23 protein-coding genes are annotated in these 26,381 nt (G+C 64.5%); 13 read left to right on the forward strand and 10 right to left on the reverse strand.

Annotation, left to right across the window (positions count from 1 at the left end):
- Nucleotides 1-29: 29 nt before the first annotated feature.
- The 4 genes from FJ423_RS01975 to FJ423_RS01990 are packed head-to-tail and all read left to right on the forward strand — an operon-like array spanning nt 30 to nt 6,858.
- Nucleotides 30-1,034 carry a MoxR family ATPase gene (locus FJ423_RS01975; protein WP_140838717.1) on the forward strand — a complete coding sequence of 335 codons (1,005 nt, stop codon included), beginning with the start codon at nt 30-32 and terminating at the stop codon, nt 1,032-1,034.
- Complete coding sequence (locus tag FJ423_RS01980; protein WP_140838720.1) at nt 1,034-1,948, forward strand: DUF58 domain-containing protein; 915 nt, start codon at nt 1,034-1,036, stop codon at nt 1,946-1,948. The genes FJ423_RS01975 and FJ423_RS01980 overlap by 1 nt, the downstream gene beginning before the upstream one ends.
- The gene (locus tag FJ423_RS01985; protein ID WP_140838722.1) at nt 1,945-4,767 is read left to right on the forward strand and encodes a DUF4159 domain-containing protein; all 2,823 of its coding nucleotides are present in this window, start codon (nt 1,945-1,947) and stop codon (nt 4,765-4,767) included. Before FJ423_RS01980 ends, FJ423_RS01985 begins: the two co-directional genes overlap by 4 nt.
- A 3-nt stretch (nt 4,768-4,770) precedes the next feature.
- Nucleotides 4,771-6,858, forward strand: coding sequence for a hypothetical protein (locus FJ423_RS01990; RefSeq protein WP_140838732.1), 2,088 nt, complete (start codon nt 4,771-4,773; stop codon nt 6,856-6,858).
- Between the two features lie 170 nt (nt 6,859-7,028).
- Here the strand turns inward: FJ423_RS01990 and clpS are convergent, their stop codons facing one another.
- The 4 genes from clpS to FJ423_RS02010 all read right to left on the reverse strand — a co-directional run bounded on the left by clpS (nt 7,029) and on the right by FJ423_RS02010 (nt 8,565).
- Nucleotides 7,029-7,334, reverse strand: coding sequence for an ATP-dependent Clp protease adapter ClpS (clpS, locus tag FJ423_RS01995; protein ID WP_140546186.1), 306 nt, complete (start codon nt 7,332-7,334; stop codon nt 7,029-7,031).
- A gap of 127 nt (nt 7,335-7,461) precedes the next feature.
- Nucleotides 7,462-7,794 carry a hypothetical protein gene (locus FJ423_RS02000; protein ID WP_140838734.1) on the reverse strand — a complete coding sequence of 111 codons (333 nt, stop codon included), beginning with the start codon at nt 7,792-7,794 and terminating at the stop codon, nt 7,462-7,464.
- 152 nt (nt 7,795-7,946) lie between these two features.
- Nucleotides 7,947-8,222, reverse strand: a complete 276-nt coding sequence (locus tag FJ423_RS02005) for a hypothetical protein (protein ID WP_140838736.1) — start codon at nt 8,220-8,222, stop codon at nt 7,947-7,949.
- Nucleotides 8,223-8,259: 37 nt separating this feature from the next.
- A complete protein-coding gene (locus tag FJ423_RS02010; RefSeq protein WP_095766486.1) occupies nt 8,260-8,565 on the reverse strand; it encodes a hypothetical protein in 306 nt (101 codons plus the stop codon).
- A 247-nt stretch (nt 8,566-8,812) separates the two neighbouring features.
- On the opposite strand from FJ423_RS02010, the gene FJ423_RS02015 reads away from it, so the two are divergent.
- From FJ423_RS02015 to FJ423_RS02025, 3 genes are all read left to right on the forward strand, one after another.
- A complete protein-coding gene (locus FJ423_RS02015) occupies nt 8,813-9,529 on the forward strand; it encodes a response regulator transcription factor (RefSeq protein WP_140838738.1) in 717 nt (238 codons plus the stop codon).
- Nucleotides 9,526-10,935: an ATP-binding protein gene (locus FJ423_RS02020; RefSeq protein WP_140838740.1), complete on the forward strand. Its 1,410-nt coding sequence runs from the start codon at nt 9,526-9,528 to the stop codon at nt 10,933-10,935. Before FJ423_RS02015 ends, FJ423_RS02020 begins: the two co-directional genes overlap by 4 nt.
- 95 nt (nt 10,936-11,030) lie before the next feature.
- Nucleotides 11,031-11,405: a YciI family protein gene (locus FJ423_RS02025; RefSeq protein WP_140838742.1), complete on the forward strand. Its 375-nt coding sequence runs from the start codon at nt 11,031-11,033 to the stop codon at nt 11,403-11,405.
- Nucleotides 11,406-11,425: 20 nt separating this feature from the next.
- Here FJ423_RS02025 and FJ423_RS02030 read toward each other — a convergent pair whose 3' ends face one another.
- Entirely contained in the window at nt 11,426-12,904 is a 1,479-nt protein-coding gene (locus tag FJ423_RS02030) for a pyridoxal-dependent decarboxylase (protein ID WP_140838744.1), read from the reverse strand.
- Nucleotides 12,905-12,985: 81 nt separating this feature from the next.
- On the reverse strand, nt 12,986-14,071 hold the full coding sequence (locus FJ423_RS02035) for a pyridoxal-phosphate dependent enzyme (RefSeq protein WP_140838746.1): 1,086 nt from the start codon (nt 14,069-14,071) through the stop codon (nt 12,986-12,988).
- Between the two features lie 241 nt (nt 14,072-14,312).
- Here FJ423_RS02035 and FJ423_RS02040 point away from each other — a divergent pair, with 241 nt between their 5' ends.
- Nucleotides 14,313-16,313, forward strand: coding sequence for a transcriptional regulator (locus FJ423_RS02040; RefSeq protein ID WP_140838748.1), 2,001 nt, complete (start codon nt 14,313-14,315; stop codon nt 16,311-16,313).
- Nucleotides 16,314-16,462: 149 nt separating this feature from the next.
- Here FJ423_RS02040 and FJ423_RS02045 read toward each other — a convergent pair whose 3' ends face one another.
- The 4 genes from FJ423_RS02045 to FJ423_RS02060 all read right to left on the reverse strand — a co-directional run bounded on the left by FJ423_RS02045 (nt 16,463) and on the right by FJ423_RS02060 (nt 20,695).
- Nucleotides 16,463-17,500, reverse strand: coding sequence for an MBL fold metallo-hydrolase (locus FJ423_RS02045; RefSeq protein ID WP_140838750.1), 1,038 nt, complete (start codon nt 17,498-17,500; stop codon nt 16,463-16,465).
- A 103-nt stretch (nt 17,501-17,603) separates the two neighbouring features.
- The gene (gene choV / locus FJ423_RS02050) at nt 17,604-18,785 is read right to left on the reverse strand and encodes a choline ABC transporter ATP-binding protein (protein WP_140838752.1); all 1,182 of its coding nucleotides are present in this window, start codon (nt 18,783-18,785) and stop codon (nt 17,604-17,606) included.
- Nucleotides 18,782-19,636 (reverse strand): choline ABC transporter permease subunit, encoded by an 855-nt coding sequence (gene choW / locus FJ423_RS02055; RefSeq protein ID WP_095766478.1) that lies wholly within the window; start codon nt 19,634-19,636, stop codon nt 18,782-18,784. Before choW ends, choV begins: the two co-directional genes overlap by 4 nt.
- A gap of 123 nt (nt 19,637-19,759) precedes the next feature.
- Nucleotides 19,760-20,695 (reverse strand): choline ABC transporter substrate-binding protein, encoded by a 936-nt coding sequence (locus FJ423_RS02060; RefSeq protein WP_140838754.1) that lies wholly within the window; start codon nt 20,693-20,695, stop codon nt 19,760-19,762.
- Here FJ423_RS02060 and FJ423_RS02065 point away from each other — a divergent pair.
- From FJ423_RS02065 to FJ423_RS02085, 5 genes are all read left to right on the forward strand, one after another.
- Nucleotides 20,694-20,918: a hypothetical protein gene (locus tag FJ423_RS02065; protein ID WP_140838756.1), complete on the forward strand. Its 225-nt coding sequence runs from the start codon at nt 20,694-20,696 to the stop codon at nt 20,916-20,918. The genes FJ423_RS02060 and FJ423_RS02065 overlap by 2 nt on opposite strands.
- Before the next feature lie 62 nt (nt 20,919-20,980).
- Nucleotides 20,981-21,592, forward strand: a complete 612-nt coding sequence (locus FJ423_RS02070; RefSeq protein ID WP_095766475.1) for a thymidine kinase — start codon at nt 20,981-20,983, stop codon at nt 21,590-21,592.
- A gap of 427 nt (nt 21,593-22,019) precedes the next feature.
- On the forward strand, nt 22,020-23,108 hold the full coding sequence (locus FJ423_RS02075) for a hypothetical protein (RefSeq protein WP_095766474.1): 1,089 nt from the start codon (nt 22,020-22,022) through the stop codon (nt 23,106-23,108).
- Nucleotides 23,109-23,142: 34 nt separating this feature from the next.
- A complete protein-coding gene (locus tag FJ423_RS02080; RefSeq protein ID WP_095766473.1) occupies nt 23,143-24,288 on the forward strand; it encodes a hypothetical protein in 1,146 nt (381 codons plus the stop codon).
- A gap of 23 nt (nt 24,289-24,311) precedes the next feature.
- Entirely contained in the window at nt 24,312-26,222 is a 1,911-nt protein-coding gene (locus tag FJ423_RS02085; protein WP_140838758.1) for an ATP-binding protein, read from the forward strand.
- Nucleotides 26,223-26,381 lie beyond the last annotated feature (159 nt).

The following is a 26,381-nucleotide window of genomic DNA, read 5'->3' on the forward strand; positions in this document are numbered from 1 at the left end:
GGCATTTCCAACCACAAGGATCGAACGGCATGAGCGTGATGATCAAGGAAAGCCCGATCAGCGAAAAAGCGATGATCGAGGAAGCCGAAAAGGCGCTGGCCGATATCTCCAGGATCCGCGACGCGGTCGGCAGGGTGATCTTCGGCCAGGAGGCGGTCGTCGAGCGCTCGCTGGTGGCTCTGCTGGCCGGCGGTCATGCGCTGCTGGTCGGCGTGCCGGGCCTCGCCAAGACCAAGCTGGTCGAGACACTAGGCATCGTGCTCGGCCTCGATTCGCGCCGCGTCCAGTTCACGCCCGACCTGATGCCGTCGGACATTCTCGGCTCCGAGGTGATGGAGCAGGACGAGTTCGGCAAGCGGTCCTTCCGCTTCATTTCCGGGCCGATCTTCACGCAATTGCTGATGGCGGACGAGATCAACCGCGCCTCGCCGCGCACGCAATCGGCGCTGCTGCAGGCGATGCAGGAATATCACGTCACCATCGCCGGCGCCCGCCACGACCTTCCGGCGCCCTTCCACGTGCTGGCGACGCAGAACCCGCTGGAACAGGAAGGCACCTATCCGCTCCCCGAAGCTCAGCTCGACCGTTTCCTGATGCAGGTCGACATCCTCTATCCCGAGATCGAGGCGGAACGCCGCATCCTGCTCGAAACGACCGGCGTCGACGAAGCCAAGGCCGACAATGTGCTGCAGCCGGCACGGCTGAGGGAAATCCAGACGCTGATCCGCCGCATGCCGGTGCCGGAAAGCGTCGTCGAGGCGATCCTCAAGCTGGTGCGTTCGGCCCGGCCGGGCCAGGGCAATGCCGAGACGGACAAGCACGTCGCCTGGGGGCCAGGTCCCCGCGCCAGCCAGGCGCTCACCCTGTGCGCCCGCGCCCGCGCCCTATATGATGGCAGGTTGGCGCCTTCGGTCGACGACGTTCGCGCCTTGGCCGAACCGGTGCTGCAGCATCGCATGGCGCTGACTTTCGCCGCCCGCGCCGAAGGCACTTCCGTGCGCGACGTGGTGGCGAAGCTGGCAAAAGGCATCTGATGGGTCGAATAGGCGAGGTCCAGGCACCGGTTGCGACGCGCGACGCGCTCGCCCGTGGCCGGTTGCGGGCTTCATTGGTGCCGGACCTGCTGGTCGAGGCGCGCCGTATCGTCAACACGGTGATCGCCGGCTGGCATGGCCGCCGCAAGCGCGGCATCGGCGAGAACTTCTGGCAGTTCCGGCCCTATGTGGAAGGCGATTCCTCGCGCATCGACTGGCGCCGCTCCGCGAGAGACGACCATACTTATGTGCGCGACCGCGAATGGGAAGCCGCGCACACCGTCTGGCTCTGGGCCGACCCCTCGCCTTCCATGCTCTACAAATCCGCCGCGGCAAGCGTCTCCAAGCAATCGCGCGCGCTGGTGCTGGCGCTCGCCTTGGCCGAGCTCTTGTCGCGCAGCGGCGAGCGCATCGCCTGGCCGGGCCTGACGGATCCGTTCACCGCCCGCAACGGCGCCGAGCGGATCGCCGCCCAGCTCAGCCACGCCGCCGCGCTTCCGGCCAAGCCCGATCTGTCGGCCATCCGCCGTTTCTGCGACATCGTTCTGGTCAGCGATTTCCTCGATCCGGTTGAGGAAACCATGGCCTGGCTCGACGTGCTCGCCCGCCACGGCGTGCGCGCGCATCTGATCGAGGTGGCCGACCCGGCCGAGGAAACCTTCCCCTATGCCGGCCGCACCGAGTTCACCGATCCCGAGACCGGCGACAAGCTGACCGCCGGCCGCGCCGAGATGCTGGCCGAGGAATATCGCCTGCTTTACCGGGCCCGCCGCGACGAACTGGCCGCCTGGTGCAAGCGTCTCGGCTGGAGCTACACCGTCAACCACACCGACCGCCTCGCCTCCGAGGCGCTGGTGCGCGTCCACATGGCGATGACCGCCGACGGCACCAATTTCGGAAGGGCGGTCGCATGAGCTGGCTGCCGCTTTCGTTCGGGGCGCCCATGGTGCTGTGGGGCCTTCTGGCCCTGCCGGTGATCTGGTGGCTGCTGCGGCTCACCCCGCCCAGGCCGCAAACGGAAGTTTTTCCGCCGCTGAGAATCCTCGCCCGGGTCCTGAGGCGCGAAGAAACCCCGCAGCAAAGCCCGTGGTGGCTGACGCTGCTTCGGTTGCTGATGGCGGCGCTCATCGTGATGGCGCTGGCCGAGCCGGTCTTCAACCCGCGCGAAAAACTGCCGGCGGAGGGCGCCGCCCTGGCGCTTGTCGTCGACAATGGCTGGGCGAGCGCCGCCGACTGGAACAAGCGCGTCGCCACCGCCGAGCGGCTGATCGCCGACGCCGGCTCGAACGGCGTGCCGGTCGTGATCGCCTTCACCGCCGAGAAGCCCAATGCCGAGATCGGCCCTTTCGACGCTTCGGGCGCGCTCGATCACCTGCGCGCCGCCAAGCCGCGGCCGATTCCTACCGACAGGCCCGCCGTCTACGCCCGCGTCGCCGCCGCGTTGGAGCGCCTGCCGGGCGCCAGCGTTGCGGTGCTCGCCGATGGGCTTGCCGCCAAAGGCGATGAGGCCGCTTTCAAGACGCTGCTCGAAAAGAATGCGACACGGCTGGTCTGGGCCACGTCCGATCGGCCTTCCGTGACCGGCCTGATCGGCGCCGACAACCAGGTCGATGGTTTCGCTTTGAGCGCCATTCGCGCGCCGGGCAATCCGGCGCCGGCGCAGGTCACCGCTGGCGCCTTCGATGACAAGGGCCGCCGCATCGCCGATGCGACGCTGACCTTCGCGCCGGGCGAAACCACCGCCACGGGGACGATGGCGGTTCCCTTCGAGCTACGCAACGACTTCGCTTCGATCGCGCTCGACGGCGAGCACCAGGCCGGCGCCGTGCGCGTGCTGGACGAGAGCTCGAAACGCCGCCGCGTCGGCCTTCTGTCGCAGGCCGAAGCCGACCAGGCGCAGCCGCTTCTGTCGCCGCTCTATTACATTCGCCGCGCCCTGCAGCCCTTTGCCGATCTGGTCGAGCCGTCGAGCGCCGATCTCGCCGACGCTATTCCACAGCTTCTCGACCAGAAGCCGGCGATGATCATCATGGCCGATGTCGGCACCATCCCGGCCCAGGTCAAGCAGCGGCTGGTCGACTGGGTCGACAAGGGCGGCACGCTGGTGCGCTTTGCCGGTCCCCGCCTTGCCGCGGCCGGCAATGACGACGACCTTTTGCCGGTCAGGCTGCGCAGCGGCGAGCGCGCGCTGGGCGGCGCGCTGTCGTGGACGACGCCGCAGGCGGTGACCGAATTCCCGAAGAGCGGTCCCTTCGCCGATCTTTCCCCACCCTCCGAGGTGACGGTGAGCCGGCAGGTCCTGGCCGAGCCGACGCCCGACATCGTCGAGCGTACCTGGGCCACGCTTGCCGACGGCACGCCGCTGGTGACGGGCATGAAGAAGGACAAGGGCACGCTGGTGCTCTTCCATGTCACGCCTGAGGCGACCTGGTCGAACCTGCCGATCTCCGGCAGCTTCGTCGAAATGCTGCGGCGTGTCGTGCAATTGTCGCGCAACCAGGGCGCCGCGATCGCCAATGCCGAAGCCGCCGCCGCGTCGCTCGCGCCCTACCGCATGATCAGCGCCGACGGCATGCTGACGCCGCCCTCGCCGGATGCCCGACCGCTGGTGCCCGGCGCCGGTCCGCTGCCGGTGACGCTGGAGAATCCGCCCGGCCTTTACGGCTCCGAGACGGGCGTCTTCGCACATAATCTGCTCGATGCGTCGAGCACGTTCACGCCGCTGGTCCGTCCGCAGGTTTCGCTGCCGGTGACAGCTATCCCCTATGCCTTCGATGAATCGGAGAATCTCAAAGGGCCGCTGGTCGCCATCGCGCTGCTTTTGATGGTGCTCGACACTTTGGCCGTGTTCTGGATGGGCGGCCTGCTGGCGCGCCGGCCGCGCCGCGCAGGCACGGCGGCGACCGCCGCGGCCGTTCTGGTCGTGCTGGGCGGCCTCTTCGGCCATGCCGATCTTGCCCGCGCCGACGATTCCAAGCCCGGCGACACCCAGGCGATCGAGGATATCTCGAAAACCCGCATCGCCTATGTCATCACCGGCGAGCCGGGCGTCGATTCGATCAGCCGCGCCGGCCTCGAGGGCCTCACCCGTTTCCTCATCGAGAAGACCGCGCTCGAGCCCGGCCCGCCGGCCGGCGTCGACATCGCCAAAGACGAGCTGTCCTTCTTCCCGCTGATCTATTGGCCGGTCGATGCGACGGCGCCTATGCCCAGCCAGGCGGCGATCGCCCGCATCGACGCCTATATGCAGCAGGGCGGCACGGTTCTGTTCGATACGCGCGACCAGTTTTCGAACGGCATCGGCGCCGGCTCGGCAAGCCCGGCGACCGAGCGGCTGCGCGACATCCTCGGCAATCTCAACGTGCCACCGCTAGAGCCGGTGCCGTCGGACCACGTGCTGACCAAATCCTTCTTCATCCTTCCGGAGTTCCCCGGCCGCTTCAACGGCAGCCCGCTCTGGGTCGAGGCCTCGCTCGACGCCAGCAACACCGAGAACCGCCCCGTGCGCACCGGCGACGGCGTCTCGCCGATCATGATCACCGCCAATGATTTCGCCGGCGCCTGGGCCATCGACGAGAACGGCGATCCGATGCTGCCGACCGTGCCGCCGGATCCGATGCAGCGCATCTACGCACTGCGCGCCGGCGTCAACATCATGATGTACATGCTGACCGGCAACTACAAATCCGATCAGGTGCATGTGCCGGTGCTGCTCGAACGGCTGGGGCAGTAGATCATGAACTGGTCCATCTCATTCGAACCGCTTCTCTCCTGGCCGCTCTTCGGCCTGCTCTTCGTGCCGCTGCTTTTGCTGGCGCTGGTCGGCCTGTGGTTCCGCCAGCGCGGCTCGGCATTGCGCTTCATCGCGCTGCTCGCGCTCGCCGCTTCATTGCTCAATCCCGTTTTCCTCGCCGAGGAACGCGAGGCGCTGAAGAGCGTCGTCGCCCTCGTCGTCGACCGCAGCCAGAGCCAGGACATCGGCGACCGCACCAAGCAGACCGACGAGGCGCTGGCCGGCCTGCAGCAGCGTCTTGCCCGCTTCAAGCAGTTCGATGTCCGTGTCGTCGAGGCCGGCAAGTCCGAAGCCGCCGACGAGCGCACCGAAACCAGGCTGTTCAGCGCGCTGGAAGGCGTCTTCCGCGACGTGCCGCCGTCGCGCATCGGCGGTGCCGTCATGATCACCGACGGCGAGGTGCATGATGCGCCTGCCGGCGCGCCGGAGTTCAACGCGCCGCTGCATGCGCTGATCACCGGCAACGAGCATGAGAAGGACCGCCGCATCCGCTTCGAGAACGCGCCGCGCTTCGGTCTCGTCGGCAAGCCGCTCGACATGACCTACCGCGTCATCTCGACGGAAGGCGACGGCGCTCCGGTGGACGTGCGCGTCTCGGTCAATGGCGAGCAGGTCTCGGTCGAGCACGCCACGGTCGGCCAGCCGATGAAGCTCTCGGTCACGATACCCAATGCCGGCCGCAACATCGTCCAACTCGGCATCGATCGGGAACCCGGCGAGCTGACCGACGCCAACAACCGGGCGATTGCCCTGGTCGACGGCATCCGCGAGAACCTTCGCGTGCTCCTGGTTTCCGGCGAACCGCATGCCGGCGAGCGCACCTGGCGCAACCTTTTGAAGTCGGACGCGTCGGTCGATCTCGTCCACTTCACGATCCTGCGTCCGCCGGAAAAGCAGGACGGAACGCCGATCAATGAGCTGTCGCTGATCGCTTTCCCGACGCGCGAGCTGTTCGTCGAGAAGATCAAGGATTTCGATCTGATCATCTTCGACCGCTACCAGCACCGCGACGTGCTGCCGATCCTCTATTACGACTACATCTCCGAGTATGTCGAAAAGGGCGGCGCGCTGCTGATTGCCGCCGGCCCCGAATATGCCGGCGAGAACTCCATCGCCCGCACGCCGCTCAACGCCGCGCTGCCGGCCATGCCGACCGGCGAGGTGGTGGACAAGGCCTTCTACCCGCGCCTGACCGATCTCGGCCAGCGCCATCCGGTGACGCGCGGGCTCGACGGCTCGGCAAGCGAGCCGCCGCATTGGAGCCGATGGTTCCGCACCATCGGCGTCAAGAACCCGGAAGGCGAAGCGGTGATGAAAGGCGCCGACGATCGGCCCCTGCTCCTGCTCGCTCGCAAGGGCGAGGGCCGTGTCGGCATGCTCCTGTCCGATCAGGGCTGGCTGTGGGCGCGCGGCTTCGAGGGCGGCGGGCCGCATGTCCAGCTTTATCGCCGCATCGCCCACTGGCTGATGAAGGAGCCGGAACTGGAAGAAGAACGGCTAACCGCCGACGGCCGCGGCATGATGCTCGAAATCCGCCGCCAGACGATGAGCGATGATCCCGGTCCCGCCCAGGTCATCACGCCGTCCGGCAAGGCGGTGGCGGTGAAGCTCGAGAAAGCCGAGCCCGGCATTTTCACCGGCAGCCTGCAGACCGGCGAGATCGGCCTTTATCAGATCGGCAATGGCGACCTTACCGCGCTTGCCCATGTCGGCCCGATCAACGCGCCGGAATTTTCCGACGTGATCTCGACCGAGGATCGGCTGAAGGCGCCCGCCGAGGCGACCGGCGGCAGCGTGCGGCGGCTGGCTCCGTCGTCGACGCTCGGCAATCTCGCCGGCGGCTTGACACTGCCGTCGATCGTTCCCGTCCGCTCTTCAGCGGCCGCGTCGGGCGACGACTGGATCGGCCTGCGCACCACCGACGACAGCACGCTCAAGGCCGTGTCGCGCGTGCCGCTGTTCGGCGGCTTCCTCGGCCTCGGCCTCCTGCTGCTCGCCATCGGCTCGATGTGGTATCGCGAAGGGCGGTGACGCCACCTTCTTCCTTCTCCCCTTGTGGGAGAAGGTGGATCGGCGCGCAGCGCCGAGACGGATGAGGAGTGTTCCAGCGGAGTGAGGCGTCGGCGTTCCCTGGAGCACCCCTCATCCGGCCGCTTCGCGGCCACCTTCTCCCACAAGGGGAGAAGGGAAAGCGCCTGCCCCTACTCTTCCGGTTCTGTGGTGAACAGCAGCGGATAGCCCTTGGCCTTGCCGGCGTCGGTCGCCCGCGTCGCCTTGGTCTCGGCGATATCGCGCGTAAACACCGCGACGACGCACACGCCGCGCGTATGCGCGGTGATCATGACGCGATGCGCCTGATCCTCACTGAGCTTGAATTCGCCCTTGAGCACCGTCACCACGAACTCGCGCGGCGTGAAATCGTCATTGACGAGGATGACTTTGTAGAGCTTCGGCCGCTCGGTTTTCGGCTGCGTCTTAGTGCGGGGTTTGAGGACGGTTTCGGGCATCGGATCCACCAGCGAGAACTGGGCTCTCTCGCTCTCATTCTGTCACGCAGCAAATATACGTCCAATTCCACGCGCGGGTAATGCCGGCTTGGACCATCAGCCCTATTTGGGGAATCACTGCCGAAGGTCAACGGCCCTGGCGGCGCAACGCGGTGCCCGATCTGCCGGAACCTGCACCGCCATCCATGTCGGAGCCGCGTTCGACGAAGGCGAAGAACATCCAGCCGACAAAGCCGATCACGGTCGCACCGGTCAGCAGGATCAGGACCCAGGACTGCGCCGGCGTGATGTAGTCGAAGCTTGAAGAGATCAGCGGAGCGAACAGCTCGGGCTCGGTCCTGCCGCTGGCGGGATCCGGCACGGGGCTTGCGGTAAAGATGATCAACGATCGTGCCGCCGCGGTGGCGATCAGGCCGCCGAGGGTCAGCGAACGCATCAGGGACGAAAACCGCTTCTTCATGCGGACTGTCCTACAGCACCGGCATTGCGATCGGGTTAAGGATAGGACTTGAGCGCGGTGGAAAACTGCTGGTTTCGGGCTCCCTGCCGCAAGCAAGCCGCCCCTGCCGAAATCGACCGGAGCGGCTTCGTCTAGTGGCGCAGAGCGCTGGATCAGGGCTTCTTGGCAGCCGGCTTCGCAGCAACGGGCTTCGCAGCCGACGCTTTCTTCTTGACCGGGCACTTGTGCGTCTCGGTCACTTTGCAGGCCTTCTTGGCAGCGACCTTCTTCATCGGCTTCGCAGCCGTGCTATCCGCCGGAGCAGCCGTGGTGGTCGCGGTCGAAGCAGCCGGGGCAGCCGTCGTCGTGGCGGCGGCGTTGCCGAGCGCCGGCATCGCGAAGGCGAGAGCAACACCGAGGCCGAGGGCGGAGAGGATGGACTTCTTCATGGCTTCATTTCCTTTTTCTTGCGGGTCTGGGTGGGTGTCACTGAACGGGATCGATCGGTGCCACTCCAAGCAGCTTCAAAGCATTTGCGAGCATCCGGATTCCCTGTGCCTGCTTCTTGTTGGCGCAGAACCGGTTTCCCCTTCTTTGCAGTGCTTTCGCCGCGGTGACCTGCGTTGCCGCGGCATGGGTTTCGAGAGCTTCGTCAACCTGACGGCTCAGATTGGTGCAGCGCTCGGTCCGGGTGAGCGGAGCGACGACCTTTGCGGTGGAGGCGCCGTCCGCGGCTGTGATGAGCGATATGCTGAGCAAAGCACCCATCACGCTGATCCAGAACCTCTGCATTGGTCTTGTCCGTTACTCCGGAAACTCGCGTCGCAGCCGATGACCTGACCGCCACGGCACCGTTTATGCCCTTGAAATTTTTCACCAGTTTTTCCCAACTATAGAATTTTGTTTCTGGATTGTTTCTGAGGAATCCGCCCTACGCGGCGATCGCGGCCACTGGCCAAGATGTGGCCCGAATTCTATCGTGTGGGTTGTCTCGAACGGATATCCAGCAAGAGCCGGCAAAGAGAATGATAGGTTTCGAGTGAAATCCGATGCGCACATACTGATCGTCGACGACGACAAGGGCATACGCGACCTGCTGCAGGAGTTCTTCCAGAAGCGCGGGCTGCAAACGACGGTTGCCGGCGACGGCACCGAGATGGAAGCGATCCTGCGCCGCACGCCGGTGGACCTGATCATTCTCGACGTGATGCTGCCCGGCAAAAGCGGGCTTGAGCTTTGCCGCGAGATCCGTGCCAACTACACCACGCCCATCATCATGCTGACCGCGGTGACGGAAACGACCGATCGCGTGGTGGGCCTGGAAATGGGCGCCGACGACTACGTGCCCAAGCCCTTCGATCCGCGCGAGCTTCTGGCCCGCATCCGCGCCGTGCTGAGGCGCAACGGCAGCGCCGAGCCGCGTCGCCCCACGATCAAGCAGATCTACCGCTTTGCCGGCTGGACCATGGACTGCGCGCGCCGCCGCCTGACGGCGCCCGACGACGTGCGGGTTGAGCTGACGATGGCGGAGTTCAACTTGCTGCAGACCTTCGTCAAGAGCGCGCAGCGCGTGCTTACCCGTGAGCAGCTGATCGAGCTGTCCGGCGGCGACACCGGCTACAGCTTCGACCGCAGCGTCGACATTCTGGTGAGCCGGCTGCGCCGCAAGATGGAAGACGATCCGAAAACGCCGAAACTGATCCTGACCGTGCGCAGCGGCGGCTATCAGTTCCTGCCCGAGACGACGGCCGAATGAGACGCTTCCTGCCGCAGACCCTGCCAGTCTGGGTGCTGCTCATCGTCATTGCCGGTCTCATGCTGAGCCAGGTGACGACGCTTTACATCGTTGCGCGCGATCGGGCCGCCGCCAACGGCGTCGTCGATCTCTACCGGTTGAACGACCGCGCTTATTCGCTGGTGCAGCTGATGCATGACGCCACGCCCGAAGAGCGCAAGGCGACCGCCTCCGGCCTGTTCAACTCGACCTATGCGCTGACGGTTTCGGACACGCCCGCCGTCACCTCTTCGATCGCCGGCGATGACGAGCTGGCCGAGCTTGAGGACATCCTGGTCGGCCGCCTGTCGAAATTCGGCGTGACCGACGCGCGCGTGCGGCGCGATCCGGCCACCCAGGAAGCCGACGTCCCAGACGGGCAGGCGGTGAACAAGGATGTCGGCCAGGTCGAGCGCGACCTGCTGGTCTTGGGCGCGGATTTCGCGCAAAGCGACAAGCTGACCGCCTCGCTGCGCTTTTCCGACGGGCAGTGGCTGAATTTCACCGAACCGATCACGCCGGCGGGACCGATTCTGAGCCTCGACAGCCTGCCGCTTTACTCACTGATCGCCGGCTTGATCATCATCATGTCGATCTGGTCGCTGCGCCGGCTGACCGCGCCCTACCGGATGATGGAAACGGCGGTGACGCGCATTGGCAACGATCTGAAAAGCCCGCCGATCGCCGAAAGCGGCAGCCGCGAGATCCGCGCGGCCGCAAAGGCGATAAATGCCATGCAGATGCGGCTGCGCGATTATGTCGAGGACCGCGAGCATCTCGCGGCAGCGCTGGCGCATGATCTGCGCACGCCGCTGACCCGGATGCGCCTGCGCCTCGAACTGTTGCGCAGGTCGCCCGCGCGCGAGGCGCTGGCGCACGACCTCGCCGACATCGAAAGCATCGCCAGCTCGGTCATCGACTTCGCCAAATTCGAGGTGACAGAGGAAAAGGTCGAGCGGATCGATTTCTGGTCGCTGGTGGAATCGGTGGCGGACTCCTTCGACGGCGCGTACTTCGACGAAGGCGTGGTCCCGTCGCGCGGCCTGATCTGCGTCGCGCGGCCGGTGGCGCTGCGGCGCTGCGTCACCAATCTTATCCAGAACGCGGTGACTTACGGCAAAAAGGCGCATCTCGGCGTGCGGCGATCGGGCGACATGATCACGCTTTCGATCCGCGACGAGGGCCCCGGCATCCCGCAGGCGAAGCTGGACGCGGTGTTCGGCTCCTTCGTGCGGCTGGAGAAATCGCGCAACCGCACGACCGGCGGTCTAGGCCTCGGTCTCACCATCGCCCGCAACATCGCGCGCGCCGCCGGCGGCGAGGTAGATCTCTCCAACTACCCCGGTGGCGGGCTGTTGACGGAGCTGCGGCTGCCGCTGGCAGCTTGAGTCAGGAGTGGGCTCTGTCCGCCACTGGCGCCACTGGATCAGCCGAACCATCCTTGTGATAGTGCGGCCCGCCTGGTCATGAGGGAAATCCACCCATGTTCTACGCCGTCCTTGCCTATCATGTCGAAGACACCGTGCAGTCCTGGTCGCCCGATGAGGATGCGGCGCTGATGAAAGACCTGCTCGAGGTCAACGACAGGCTGACGCGCGAGGGCAAGCTCGGGCCCGCGGCCAGGCTCGGCGCGACGGCCAAGGCCGTGACGTTGCGCGGTCCGGGCGACGGCTTGGTGATCGACGGTCCCTTCGCCGAGACCAAGGAGCAGTTGCTCGGCCTCTATGTCCTCGACTGCGCGACCCAGGACGAGGCGATTGCCGCGGCGCGAGATCTCAAGCGCGTCAACCCCACCGCCGTCTACGAGATCCGGCCGATCATGCTCTATCTACCGGGCGCCGCGCTGACGGTAAGCTGAGACAGCTGCCCGAGCGTGCTTCAGACCGGTATCGCGGCCTCGATTTCCCGTCCCAGCCGGAGTATCTCCGTCACCAGCAGATCAAGATCGCTGCGGCGGGTGCGGTGATTGGCGATCGCCACCCTCAGGCAGTGCCGGCCCTGCACCGTGGTATCGGATAAGGCTGCGATTCCCTCTTCCTGAAGTCTAAGCATGATCTCGGTGTTGAACGCCTTGAGCTTTTCCTCGGATGCCCCATCCAGGCGATGGCGGAAGCAGACGATGTTGATGGTGCTCGGCGCCATCAGTTCGAGTGCCGGCTCCGCCTCGATGAGGTGGGTGAGGTGGCGGGCCTGGGCGATGTTCTGGTCGATCAGGCGGCCGAACTTCTCGACGCCATGCTCCTTCAGCGCCATCCAGATCTTGAGCGCACGGAAGCCGCGCGACGTTTGAAGCCCATAATCGTGCAGCCACTCTCCGGAGGCCAGGCCCCGCGGCGTCGATTCCAGATATTCCGGCGTCACGGCAAACGTGTTGCGGTGCTGGGATGCGTCCCGCACCAAGGCGCAGCCGGCTTCGAACGGCGCGTGCAGCCATTTATGCGGGTCGAGTGCGATCGAATCCGCCTGTTCGATGCCGGCGACGAGCGATCGGTTCTTAGGCGCGATCGCGATGAGCGCGCCGATGCAGCCGTCGACATGGAACCAGAGATCCTCTTCGGCCGCCACGCTCGCCAGCGCCCGCAGGTCGTCGACCGCGCCGGCGTTGACGGTGCCGGCGGTGCCGATCACGCAGGCCGGCCTGAAGCCCGCTTCGCGGTCCTCCGCGATTGCCGCCTTGAGCGCGGCGATATCGATGCGCAAGCCGGCATCGGTCTGGATGCGCCGCAGCGCCTGATTGCCGAGGCCGAGCGCCTCCACAGCCTTGCGATGACAGGAATGGACCTGGTCCGAGGCGTAGTAGCGCAACGGCTTCGGCATGGCGCCGACACCCCGCTCGCGCACGTCGACGCCCGCCTTGACGTTGCGCGCCACGGTCAGTCCGATAATGTTGGCCATCGAGCCGCCGCTGACCAGGGTGCCGCTGGCCGAGACTGGGAAACCGACCATCTCCTTCATCCAGTTGACGACCTGGCTGTCCATCAGTGCGGCGGCATGGTTGCCGCCGCCGAGATTGGAGCCCTGGATCGCCGCCAGGAAATCGCCGAGCGCGCCGGTGAAGTTGCTGGATCCCATATACCAGGACCAGAAACGCGGATGGATGTTGCCCATCGGGTAAGGCATCACGTTGCGGGCGACGTCGTCATAGACGTCAGCCACCGGCGCCGGCGAGCGCGGCAAAGGTGCGCCGAAGAATGCCCGCACCTCGGCCGGCATCTCGCACCAGACCGGCCGGTTGCGGACATCCTCGAGATAGGCGATGGCATCGTCGAGGATTCGGTGCGAGAGCTCTCCCACATCGGCCCAATCCGGCGGATCGAGCGTTTCCTCCGCGTTGGTCGCTTCCGGAAATATATCCATCTCGCCTCTCCCGCCGGCGTGGGTCAACCCGCGCATAAAAGAACGACGCCGCCATGCGGGGGCGGCGTCGCGTTTCTGTTCTCAGCCTTCGAACTGGCAGCTCGGCGTCGAGCGCGACAGCGCCGTCTCCTCGGCGTCCATCTCGGCCTCGATGCCGTCGAAAAGCGGCGTCGACATGTAGCGCTCCCCCGTGTCGGGCAGCATGCACAGGATCACCGAGCCGGCGGGGGCCTTGCCCGCGATCTGCCGCGCCACGGCGAAAGTGGCGCCGCCGGAGATGCCGGTGAAGATGCCCTCCTGCCGCGCCAACGCCTTCGTCCATTTGATGCCTTCGGGACCGGGGATCGGCACCACCTCGTCATAATAGCGTTGGTCGATCGCCTCCTGCAGCACGTTGGGGATGAAGTCCGGCGTCCAGCCCTGGATAGGATGCGGTTCGAAGGCCGGATGGCTGGCTGACGGCGCGCCGCCGGCGCCGCGCTCCTGGGCCTTGCCGCTGCCGATCAGCTGCGCGTTCGCCGGCTCGGCGAGCACGATCTTCACCTCCGGCCGCTCGCGGCGCAGCACGCGGCCGACGCCGGCCACCGTGCCGCCCGTGCCGTAGCCGGTGACGAGCACGTCCAGCCTCGAGCCGGCGAAGTCATTGATGATCTCGCGCGCCGTCGTCGCCTCATGAATGGCGGCATTGGCCTCGGTCTCAAACTGGCGCGCCAGGAACCAGCCATTGGCCTCGGCAAGCTCGACTGCCTTCTTGTACATACCGAAGCCCTTCTGGGCGCGCGGCGTCAGTACCACCTTGGCGCCAAGCATGCGCATCAGCTTGCGGCGCTCGATGGAGAAGCTGTCGGCCATCGTCACCACCAATGGGTAACCTTTCTGCGCGCAGACCATGGCAAGGCCGATGCCGGTGTTGCCGCTCGTCGCCTCGACGACGGTCTGGCCAGGTTTGAGCTTACCGCTGCGCTCGCCTTCCTCGATGATGTTGAGGGCCAGCCGGTCCTTCACCGAGGCCGCCGGATTGAAGAACTCGGCCTTCACATAGATCGTCGCGTGACCCGGCCCGAGATTGTTAATGCGGATGACCGGCGTGTCGCCGACCGTGTCGAGAATGCTGTCGAACAGACGGCCGCGCCCGGCCGTGGTCCTGATTTTCAACTGATGCAACATGGGCTTTCTCCTCGAAATCTCACGTGCCGGTTACAAACCGGCGAATTGGGCGGCGCAGTTTCGACACCTTGCCGCGTTAGTTGCGAGTGACTTGCCGACAATTCGGCAAAGGCCGCGTCCGGCTCGAAATTCGCCGCCGGATGCGCCCTGTCGTGTTTGGTGATAGAACATGGACCAACTGTTCGACGTGGGAGCGAGCGTGGAAACGGACGTGGAATCCGTTCGGTCGGCTCTGAAAAGCATGGCAGCCAGCCTTTCGATCAGGCTGCTCGGCCCGCTTGCGATCATGCGCGACGATGTTCCTGTGGTGTTGCCATCGTCACGCAAGCTGCGCGCGCTGCTGGCCTATCTAGCGCTGGCGCCCCACCCAGTCAGCCGCAGCCGTCTTTGCGAACTTCTCTGGGACGTGCCCAACGATCCGCGCGGCGAGTTGCGCTGGTGCCTGAGCAAGCTGCGTGCCGCGCTCGACGAAGCGGGCTTGCGCCGGGTCGAAACCGACGGCGATATGGTGTCGCTCCGTCTTGACGATGTCCATGTGGACGCGCTGGATGCCGCCTCGGCGGTGGCCGAAGGTGTCCAGACGCTCGATCTCGTGCGGCTGCAGGCGATTTCGCAACATTTCGCCGGCGATTTTCTCGACGGCCTCGAGCTCGATCGCAGCCCGCATTTCGGCAGCTGGCTGACGGCGCAGCGCCGCCGTTTCAGCGCATGCCATGTCGCGGTTCTGGAGCATATCATTGGGCTTCTCCCGCGTGGAGCCGATGAGGCCGGCGCCTATATCGACAAATGGCTGGAGCTTGCGCCCTTCGACGGCCGCGCGCATGTGGCGCTGCTGGAAAATCTGGCCCGGCGCGGGCAGATCGGCGCCGGCGAAGAGCATCTTGCCACGGCAGCGGAGTTGTTTCGCTCGGAAGAGCTGGATTTCACTCCATTGCGCGAGGCTTGGCAGGAGATAAGAGCCCGGAACGCCGGCGCAACGCCATGCGCCCGATCTGGGCCGGCTTTCCCGGTTTCGGAATCGTCGGTCACCGCGGACGAATCCGAGCCCGTTGCGACGCGCCGGGCTTCGCTCGCGGTGATGCCGTTTGCGGAGAGCGCCGGCACTGGCGGCTTCCGTGGCGGGCTGGCCGATGGCCTCACGCATGACATCATCACGCGGCTTGCCAAGCTGCGCGATTTCTTCGTTATCGCCCGCGGCTCTGTGTTCGCGCTCGCCGAGAAGAACATCGCGCCGGAAGACGCCGGGCGCAGGCTGAATGTCGACTATGTCGCGACGGGCTCGGTGCGGGCTCTGCCGGGCAGGTTCATCGTCTCGGTCGAGCTTGTCGAGGTCCGCACGGCAAGGATCGTTTGGGCGGAAACCTTCGAGCATAAACCCGACGACATCTTCATCGTCATCGAGGATATCGGCAACAGCATCGTCTCATCGCTCGCCGCCGAGATCGCGACGGTGGAGCGCAACCGCGCATTGCTGAAAGCGCCAAACTCGCTCAATGCCTGGGAGGCTTACCATCGCGGCCTTTGGCACATGTATCGCTTCACCCGCCAAGAAAACGAGCTGGCGCAGCATTTCTTCGGCGAGGCGTTGAAGCTCGATCCTACTTTCGCACGCGCCTATGCCGGCATGTCCTTCACCCACTGGCAGAACGCTTTCCAGCGCTGGGGCGACCGCGGTCGCGAGGCCGCGCTTGCCTTCGAGAGCGCCGGCCAGAGCCTGCTGGTCGACGACCGTAACCCAGCCGCCCACTGGGCGATGGGCCGCGCGTTATGGCTGCGCGGCGAGCAGGACAGCTCGCTGCTGGAGCTGGCGAGCGCCGTCGATCTCAGCCCCAATTTCGCGCTCGGCCATTACGCGCTGTCCTTCGTCCATTCGCAGTCGGGCGACCCGCAATCGGCGATCGGCTCATCCGACCATTCGCGTCATCTCAGCCCCTTCGATCCGCTGCTGTTCGGCATGATGGGCGCGCGCGCCATGGCACATGCGAGGCTGGGCGAATTCGAAGCGGCGGCCGAATGGGCGCTGAAGGCGGCCGCAAGGCCAAACGCCCATGTCATCATCCTGGCGATCGCCGCCCATTGCCTGGCGCTGGCCGGCCGGCAGGAGGAGGCGCGAACCTTCGCCGCCGCTATCCGCAACGCCTTGCCGAACTATCGCGCCGACGATTTCATCGCGACATTCCGTTTCGATCGCGATGGAGAAGCCCTGTTCCGGAACGGCGCCAAGCTCATCGGGCTGAACTGAACCTGGCCGGCGCGCCTAGAGCAATTCCAGGAAAAGTGTGAGCGGTTTTCCGTCCGGAATTGCGTAAAAAACAAAGAGATAGGGCGTTTCGCCGTTTCCGTGAAACGGTGAAACGCACTAGTGCATGTCGCCCAGAAGTGCGACGCGCTTTAATGCATCAGCGGGCCGCTGGCTTTCCGCCAGGCGTCGATGCCGCCCTGGATATGGCGGGCGCCGGAAATCCCGACATCCTGCGCCGCTTGCACCGCCATCGCCGAGCGCTCGCCGAAGGCGCAGTAGAACAGGATCTGTTTGCTGGTCGACTTCGCCAGCTCGTGCAGCATGCCGCCGGCGGCAATGTTTTCCTGCAGCCGCGCATAGGGCAGATGGATCGCGCCGGGGATGACCCCGTGCCGCTCGCGCTCGGTTTGCTCGCGCAGGTCGATCAGCGCCACGTCGGGTCGCCCGACCAGCGCCAGCGCCTGCTCCGCGCTGACCGCCCAGCCGCGGCTGGCGATGTCGTCCTGATGCAGCCCGACGCGCATGTTGGCGGGCACGGCCACATCCATCATTTTCGGGTTGGACAGATTGAGATTGTTCATGATGTTCACATACTCGTCGACCGACTTCACCTGCAGGCGCGGATTGAAGGCCTTTTCCTCGCCGATCGTCGACACGGTCTCGCCCTTATAGTCATGCGCCGGGAAGATCAGCGTCTCGTCGGGCAGCTTGAGCAGGCGGCCGAAGATCGATTCATATTGCTGGCGCGGATCGCCGTTCTGGAAGTCGGTGCGGCCGGTGCCGCGGATGAGCAGCGTGTCGCCGGTGAACACACGATCCGGCAGGATGAAGCTGTAGGAATCGTCGGTGTGGCCCGGCGTGTAGATGACGTCGAGCGCCAGGCCTTCGATGCCTAGCTTGTCGCCGTCGGCAAGCCGCATCGACACCACGTCGGCCTTGGTCTGCTCGCCCATGACAGTCACGCAATGCGTCTTGTCGCGCAGCGCGCCGAGACCGGTGATGTGGTCGGCATGAAGATGCGTGTCCACAGCCTTGACCAGCCTGAGGTCGAGCTCATTGACCAGCTGCAGATATCGCTCGACCTTCTCCAGCACCGGATCGATGATCAGCGCCTCGCCGCCGCGCCGGCTGGCGAGCAGATAGGAATAGGTGCCCGAAACGGAATCGAAGAGCTGACGGAAGATCATTCGTGCCTCTTTCGCCTGATGCCGGTTGTTCGGCTGCCGGTCAGTCTAGAACAAGCGCGAGGTGCCCGCCAGCGGCACACGCCCGTCAAAAAGGCTGAAGGCCCTACCGCCTCAGCACAGCACTCAGCACGTCCCTGATGCCAATCGAGCCGACGAAGCGCGAGCCTTCATCGAACAGCGCCACCGGCGCCGTCTGCGACCGGTGCATGGCGAGCATCACCGTTTTCAGCGGGGTGCCGGGATTGGCCCAGAACACCTGGGCGCCCTCCTCCGGCTGGCGCTCGACATCGGCGCAGGACACCCACACCGCCGGCTTGCCGTCGCGCTCGGCCGCCGCCACAAGGCCGTGGTCGTCGATCTTGAAGCGTGTCGTCTTGCGCCGGTCGAGCCACACCCAGCCGTTATCGCCGTGCTCCAGGTCGCGACGGTCCCGCATCACGTTCCACGCCGTCAGCACCGACAGCGGATTCACATTGGCGATGAAGTCGCGGACATAGTCGTTGGCGGGCCTGAGCACGATGTCTTCCGGCGCGCCGGTCTGGACGATGCGGCCGCCCTCCATGATCGTGATGTGACTGCCGATCTTCAGCGCCTCCTCGAGGTCGTGGCTGACGAAGATGATGGTCTTCTTCAGCTCGGCCTGGAGCTGCAGCAATTCGTCCTGCAGCTTGGTGCGGATCAGCGGGTCCAGCGCCGAAAACGGCTCGTCCATCAAAAGGATCGGCGCCTCGGTGGCGAAGGCCCGGGCGAGACCGACACGCTGCTGCATGCCGCCCGAAAGCTCATGCGCGTATTTCTTCGACCACTGGTCGAGATGGACAAGCTGCAGCTGCTTCTGTACCCGCGCCTTGCGCTCGGCTTCCGGCACGCCAGCAAGCTCGAGGCCGAAGCCGACATTTTCCTCGACCGTGCGCCACGGCAGCAGGCCGAACTGCTGGAACACCATAGCCACCTGCTTCTGCCGCAGCCGCCGCAAGGTCGTCTCGTCGCAGGTGACGACATCGACGATGCGGTCGCCGTCCTTGACGAGCACCTGGCCGCGCGACACGACGTTGAGCCGGTTGACGGCCCGCAGCAGCGTCGACTTGCCGGAGCCGGACAAGCCCATCAGCACCGAGATTTCGCCTTCATGCACGGTGAGGCTGGCGTCGGCGCACCCGAGCACATTGCCGGTCTTTTCGAGGATCTCGGCACGGGTGGCGCCCTGATCGATCAGCGCCAGCGAGCCTGCCTGATCAGCGCCGAAGACGATGTCTACATTCTTGAAATCAACCGCGACGGTCATTTCTTGCCTCCAACGCCGATGCGGGTCATGCGGTCGAGCACGATGGCGAGCACGACGATCGCGAGGCCCGCCTCAAGCCCGAGATCGATACGGCGCGAGCCGAGCGCCCGGTTGATTTCCGTGCCGAGGCCGCCGGCGCCGATCAGGGCGGCGAACACCACCATCGACAGCGACAGCATGATCGACTGCGTCAGACCCGCCATGATGGTCGGCAGCGCCGAGGGCAGCTCCACTTTCCACAGAAGCTGGCGCTTGGTGGCGCCGAACGCCTCGCCCGCTTCGATGATTGCCTTGGGCACCGAAACGACGCCGAGATGGGTGAGCCGAACGGCCGTCGGGATGACGAAGATGATGGTGACGATGAGGCCGGGCGCATTGCCGAGCCCGAACAGGGTGAGCACCGGTATCAGGTAGACGAAGGTCGGCAGCGTCTGCATCAGGTCGAGCACCGGCAGCATGACGCGGTAGACCTTCGGCTTGTGCGCCGCCCAGATGCCGAGCGGCACGCCGATCGCCATTGCCATTGCGGCGGCGGCAACGACCAGCACCAGCGTCTGCACCGTCTGTTTCCACAGATTCTGGTTGATGATGAAGATCAGGCCGAGGAAGACGCCGATGGCGAGCGGCCGCGAACGCTGTAAGAGCCAGGCGATGAACGCGATGACCAGGGCCAACAAAACCGGCGGCACCATGAGCAGGAGGCTCACTGCTCCGTCGAGGATGAAATTCAGACCGTTTGAAAATGCGCGGAAGATGGTGTCGAAATTGTCGGTCAGGAAACCGAAGAAAGCCTTGCCCCATGGCCCGATCGGAATTTTGTAGTCGGTCAGGAATTTAGAAATCGGATCCATCTTTCCCCTCTCGGCTTCGCCGCGCTCGCCGCACGGTTATCCTCTCACGTCTCCAGGCATATGAAAAAGGGCAGCCTCTTCGAGGGCTGCCCTTTTTCGGAAATCATGCCGGTCCCAAGCGGATCAGCCCCCGAGCGCGGTCTTGACGGCAGCGGCCGCGTCGCCGCCATCAAAGCTGGTGACGCCGGCGATCCAGGGCGCCACCGCGTCCGGATGCTTCTTCAGCCAATCGGTCGCCACCGTCTGCGGATCGCCACCCTTGAGGATCGCGTCCATCATCTCGCCTTCCATGTCGAGATTGAACTTCAGGTTGGCGATGAACTTGCCGGCGTTCGGGCATTCGGTGGTGTAGCCCTTGCGCACGATGGTATAGACGGTGGCGGCGCCGAAGCCGCTGTCGCCCATGCCGTCGAGATAGGTGATCTTCATGGCGCCCATCACCGGATGCGGCGTCCAGCCGAGGAAGGCGATCCACTCATTGTTCTTCATCGACTGCTCGGCCTGCGTCAGCATGCCGGCCTCCGAGGATTCGACCAGCTCGAAGCCTTCGAGATTGTCCTTCGGGTTCTTGATCATGTCGAGGATGATGCGATTGCCGTCATTGCCGGCCTCGATGCCGTAAATCTTGCCGTTGAACTTGTCCTTGAACTTGCCGAGATCGGTCAGCGTCTTGACACCGGCATCCGCGACATAGGTCGGCACGACGATGCCATAGCCTGCGCCGGTCAGGTTGGTGCTGATCGTCTCGATCGAGCCTTCCTTGGTGTAGTCCTTGATGTCGTTGGTCATCGACGGCATCCAATTGCCGAGGAAGACGTCCAGGTCCTTGTTCTTCAGCGAGGCCATGGTCACCGGCACCGAAAGCTGGATCGTCTGCGGCTCATAGCCGAGCGCGGTGAGCAGCACCGAGGCGAGGCCCGTGGTGGCCTGGATGTCGGTCCAGCCGACATCCGACAGCCGCACGGCCTTGCAGCTCGCCGGATCGCCGGCATTGGCGGCGGTTGTCGACAGGAACGCCGCAAGGCCGAGGCCTGCGACGAAAGATTTCATACGCGACATGAACTTATCTCCCATTGGATTTCCGAGGCAAAGCGAAGTCACGGTTCTTGCGCCCGCCTTGTTTCGTCAGCCAAACACCATTTTGATGTTGTTTCAAGCGGTTCAACGTCGCGACGAACGGCGCGCGCTGGCCATTAAGCGACATGACAGCTTTTTGAACGACATCGAGTTTTTGGTGGACGGAGCCGGTGCCCTCTCCCCGGGCCGCGGCAAGTCGGCTTAGGGTGTGTCGAGATTCAGGTCGGGCCGGCCTCGCCTGAATCCCGACACACCCAAAAGAGCGACATGGCCAAGCTTTACTTCCACTACGCCACGATGAACGCCGGCAAGACGACGATGCTCTTGCAGGCGTCCTACAATTATCGCGAACGCGGCATGTCGACGATGCTGTTCGTCGCCGGCCACTATCGTAAGGGCGACACCGGGCTGATCTCGTCGCGCATCGGTCTCGAATCCGAGGCAGAGATTTTCCGCGACGGCGACGACCTCTATGCCACGGTCGCCGAGCACCATCGGCATGGCCCTGTGCATTGCATCTTCGTCGACGAGGCGCAGTTCCTCGAGGAAGAGCAGGTCTGGCAGCTCGCCCGCATCGCCGACCGTCTAGGCATTCCGGTCATGTGCTACGGCCTGCGCACCGACTTCCAGGGTAATCTGTTCTCCGGCTCGCGCGCTCTGCTCGCCATCGCCGACGACCTGCGCGAGGTCCGCACCATCTGCCGTTGCGGCCGTAAGGCGACGATGGTGGTGCGCCTGGGGCCCGACGGCAAGGTGGCGAAGCAGGGCGAGCAGGTGGCGATCGGCAAGGACGTCTATGTCTCGCTCTGCCGAAGGCATTGGGAAGAGGAGATGGGCCGGGCCGCGCCCGACGACTTCATCGGCTTTGTCAACCGCTGAGCCGAAAGCCTGCATAGAGCAATTCCAGGAGTGCGTAGCGGTTTTACGTCCGGAATTGTGTAAAAACAAAGACTTAGAGCAGTTCGGCGCTTCCGTGAAACGCTGAACCGCTCTAGAGCTGGATGTCGTCCGAAAACCGCTTCAAACCCTGACCGGCGCCGGTGAAACCGGCATCGCCGCCGCAAGATATTTGCCGGCGCTGTTTCATGGCCGTTCGCAAAAACAAGACCTTAGGGCATGTCAGCAAAAGCTGTTCGATGATGGTGCGCGTTACTAGGTGCCATGCGCATGCTTGCCTTGCCTTTCAAGGACCTAACCAATTCTTTTGTTTTGACGCTTCCCTTTGTCTTCCTTCTTTCAATCCCTTGAAGCCCCACATATATTCGCCGCCACGACACGAAAACGGATGCCGAAGCGGGAGGCCCCAATGGCGACATTGCAGAATTTCGATGCCGAAATTGCCAAGACCAAGCAGGTCGTGCAGGACATGCGCAGCAAAATCGAGCAGTCCGGCACCGTGCTCGATACGCTTGCTCAGGCCGACAAGAAGATCGGCGACGCCAATTTCGACATCGAGAACGCCCGCATCGAGGACGTGCTCAAGCAGCAGAAAGTCATGGAAGGCAATATTGCCGACCTGATCATCGGGCTCGAGGACGCAACCAATGTCTTCGGCGCCGAGTTCGAAAGCATGAAGAACTACACCGGCTGGGAAAATTTCGTCGGTGTCTTTTCGGCGCAGCGCAAGCAGCGCATGCGCACCGATCGCGTCCGCAATATGTCGCTTGCCGGCAATCTGCAGGAGCTGCTGGCAAAATCGGACACCATCGTCGGCATCCTGAAGGCGCAGAAGCAGGTCCTCGATCAGCGCTACAAGACCTCCGAAGCCAGCCTTTCGCAGGTTATCGAGCGCCGCAAGGTGACGATGACCAATCTTGAAGCGGTGCAGAAGCGCATCGAGGAATTGAACCCGATGCTGCTCGACATCGAAAACAAGATCGCCGCCTCCACGACCCAGAAGGAGCGCACCGAGCTTGAGGGCGAGCGCTCCAAAATGGCGACCGAATACAATGAAAAGCAGGCCAAGGAGCAGGAGCTGCTGGCCGAAAGCCAGACGCTGGAGCGCTACACCTCGATGTTCCAGACCTTCGTCGATTCACTCAACAACCAGATTGCCGCGCAGTCGACACTGATCAACAAGCTGACCATCGACACCGAGCAGCGCATCGTCCTCTACAAGGCGCTGGAAGATTCGCTCAAGACCGCCGCCCAGCAGGACGTCGCCCACAAGATCAACACGCTGGGCAGCCAGGTCGACAACACGGCCGAGGAGACGATGGCCGGCATCGGCGCCGCCTCGCAGAAGCACATTGGCGACCTGCTCGAGATGCATGAGAAGAACATGGTGGCTTCAGCCGACATCCAGCGCCGCAAGAAGCTTGCCGACGATGCTTTCGCCCGCCGCTTCGACGATGTGATGAAGAAGCACAACGCCGCCAACTATGTGCAGCAATAGGCGGCGCCGCTGATTTCATTTCCACGGCAGCCACATGACACCTGAGAACGACGCCGCGGTACGCTATTTCTCCGCCATCACGGCGGCGCTGAGCGGGCTGGAAGTGTTCATGCGCGACGACCGCTCGCCGCTTTACCGGCACGGCATCGTCGCCAGGATCGTCGCGGAGTATATCGCGCGGCTGGACAAGTCCTTTGCCTGCTGGCGCAACCGGCTGGGCTTCATGGACACCTTCCGCATCTCGCGCGCCGAAAGCGGCTATCCGGTCTTCCAGAACCTGCTGGAGCTGGAAAACGACCGCCAGCAGGCCGATGCCCGCCTGGCCAACATCCCGCAGGCCGGCGAGCTGCGCGAGGAGATGGCCGACTTCATCCTGCGCCATAAGGAATTTCCCGAGGCGCTACAGAAGTCGATGGCCGAGCGGCTCTATCTGGAGGACGTCAAGAGCGAGGCGACCTTCGGCCCGTTCACGCTTGCGCAGACGGCCAAGGTCTCGGTCAACCCGAAAACCATGCGGCCCTATTACCTCGTCCACTGGGCCGCGTTCGACGGCAGCGCCAACCTGCCGCTGGTCTACATGGTGACGGTGGAGGACTCCTCCGAAAGCATGGTGCGCCAGCTGGTCGACGTGAACGGCAAGCTCAACGAGCGGGTCGATATCCCGCTCCCCGTCGACGGCTTGCTCAACCCGGAGCTTGCGCACCGCTTCGACGATTTCACCGAGAAGAACTCGGCCTATACGCTGTCTCCGGCGACGATCGCCGTCAATCTCGACAAGGATTTCGAGCCGCTGCATCCCAAGCAGCTGAGGCGCGTGGTGCTGGGACCCTTCTACTCGGCCGGCATCACCCAGAACAATTCGACGGTGGCCGAGGTGCTGGCCAAGGTGCGCAAGCCGCAGAACGCCTGGCTGCTCACCTGGACCATCCAGGAAGTCTTCTCCAAGAGCGAAAAGCCCGGCCGCAGGGGCCTGTTCTCCAGCGAGAAGACGACGCAGGAATTCTTCATCAACACCGACGATCTCGAAGCGGCGCGCCAGGGCGTGTCGAGCTACGAGAACCACGCGCTGATCCCGCACGAGGCCTATCAGGCGCTCTACGCCGCGGGCGAGGCGCAGAAGATCTTTTCCGGTTACAAGGTCCACATCCTGTCCAACGGACAGGTGATCAGCGACGTCTGACCGTCAATCGCGGAGCATCCTTCATGGACACCGGCCTGACCACGATCTCGGAAGCCGCAATCGAAAAGCACCGCGCGACCGCGCAGAGCTTCATCACCCGCATCGTCGTGCTGGAGGACCCTTCGCGCGAATCCGGCACGGCGCTTGCCGGCACCAACCGCCGCTTCGTCTCGACCGTGTCGGTCGGCTCGGTGCGCCGCACGCGCGAGGTCGAGCTCACGAAAACAGTAGCGGCCATTCATCCCGACGACCAGTTGATGAGCATCCCGCAGCACACGCTGCTCTACCGCGCCCGCCGCGGCCTGGCGATCGCGCTCGCCATATCCGACGTCTTCGCCGAAGGCTCCGACCTCGAAAGCCTGCAGGCGAGGAATGCGCGTGCGCCGCTGGAAGGCGATGAGGCAGCCACCTTCAAGAAGCTTCTGTCGGCCTCGGCTTACGTTTCCGCCTTCAGTTTCGCTTCGTATCTCTTCCAGCTGATCGACAGCGATGGCGAGGCGCCGAACGACATCCCCGAGCCCGACTTCCTGTTCGACACGCCGCAGGACGCGGTCAAGTCGATCATCGCCGGTCTCGACAAGGCAATCGCCGGCTCGAAGGACGACGCCGACCTGACGACGCGCGCTCGCGCCTTCGCCCGCGTCGCCATCGACGGGTTGCTTGCGCGCAAAGGTCGCTTCGACGGCATTGGCCCGTTCGAAAATGCGCATATCCGTATCGACGTCGACGATTTCACCCTCGATGGTTTCGACGTCGCGCCCGGCAAGCGCACCAAGCCGCTGGTGATGACCTTCAAGAAACCGGAAGAGGTCATCGGCAACCACATCGCCAAATTCCAGTCGGTCAGGCTGGCCAAGATGCTCATGGCCTACGACTTCGAGCGCGAGCTGAACCCCTTCGTCGAGCTCGGCGGGTTCCTGTTCACCTTCATCGGCGACGGGGCGCCGGGCACCGGCAAGACGACGCTGATCCAGATGATCGCCGGCCTCGTCAACGGCTACTGCCAGGTCGCCGGCTATCCCTTCGCCTATGAGAATTTCGGCGTCGACCAGATCTCGTCCTACCAGGGCAAGTCGGGCCAGAACTGCCGACAATTCATCAACAACGTGCTCAATCCGCGCGTCATCGGCTTCGGCACCATCGACGACATCGACCAGGTGGCGGCGCGCCGTTCCGACGACCGTGCTTCCGCCGGTCAGCAGGAGATCACCGGCGTCCTGATGGACGCCTTCGCCGGCGCCTCGACGGTGGTGCGCGGCAATTGCTCCTTCGGCATGTTCTCCAACTATCCGGAAAATGTCGACGACGCGCTGCGCCAGCGCGCCGGCGCGCGCTGGCTGGTCGACGGCCCGCAGACCCGCGATGATTATATCGACATCTTCGTGCTGCTTGCCGGCAAGAACCACGAGATCCCGCTTGGCAAGCACGAGCTCTATGCCGCGCAGGAGATCCAGCGCGCCGTGGCCGAGGCCTATGAAGAGCACGAAAAGCCGCAGCAAGACGGGCTGATGAAGGTCTATGAGCGATACATGAAGGAAAACGGCGCGCCGAAGACCATGGCCGATGTCGGCACCTATCTGCACATGATCAAGGACGCCGAGCCGCGCTTCACCGGCCGCGCCATCAAGAACGTCACCGACGCGATAAAAATGCGCGCCATGGACATCGAGCTGCCGGACGACTGGTTCGAGAAGCCGGAAACCTTCATGCACAAGAGCTACGACGACAAGAAGGCGATGATCGAGGAACTGCGCGGACCGTTCTCGATGGACATGGTCATGCAGGAGATCAACCGCTACGCCGATTCCGAGTTCCGCTATTCCGACAAATCCGACGACGCCGCCGTGGAGAAGCTCCTGCGCGACGCCAGGCTGCGCGAGCGCGCAGCGCGCGAGATGGAGGAGTTGAAGAAGAAGGGGCTGTGGAATGCGTGAGCTGCGCCGACCTCGCCTTCTCCCCTTGTGGGAGAAGGTGTCGCCGAAGGCGACGGATGAGGGGTGCTCCAGGGAACGCCAGCGTCTCACTCCGCTGGAGCACCCCTCATCCGTCTCGGCGCTATCGCGCCGATCCACCTTCTCCCACAAGGGGAGAAG

It is taken from the genome of Mesorhizobium sp. B2-8-9 (assembly GCF_006439475.1).
Classification (GTDB): domain Bacteria; phylum Pseudomonadota; class Alphaproteobacteria; order Rhizobiales; family Rhizobiaceae; genus Mesorhizobium.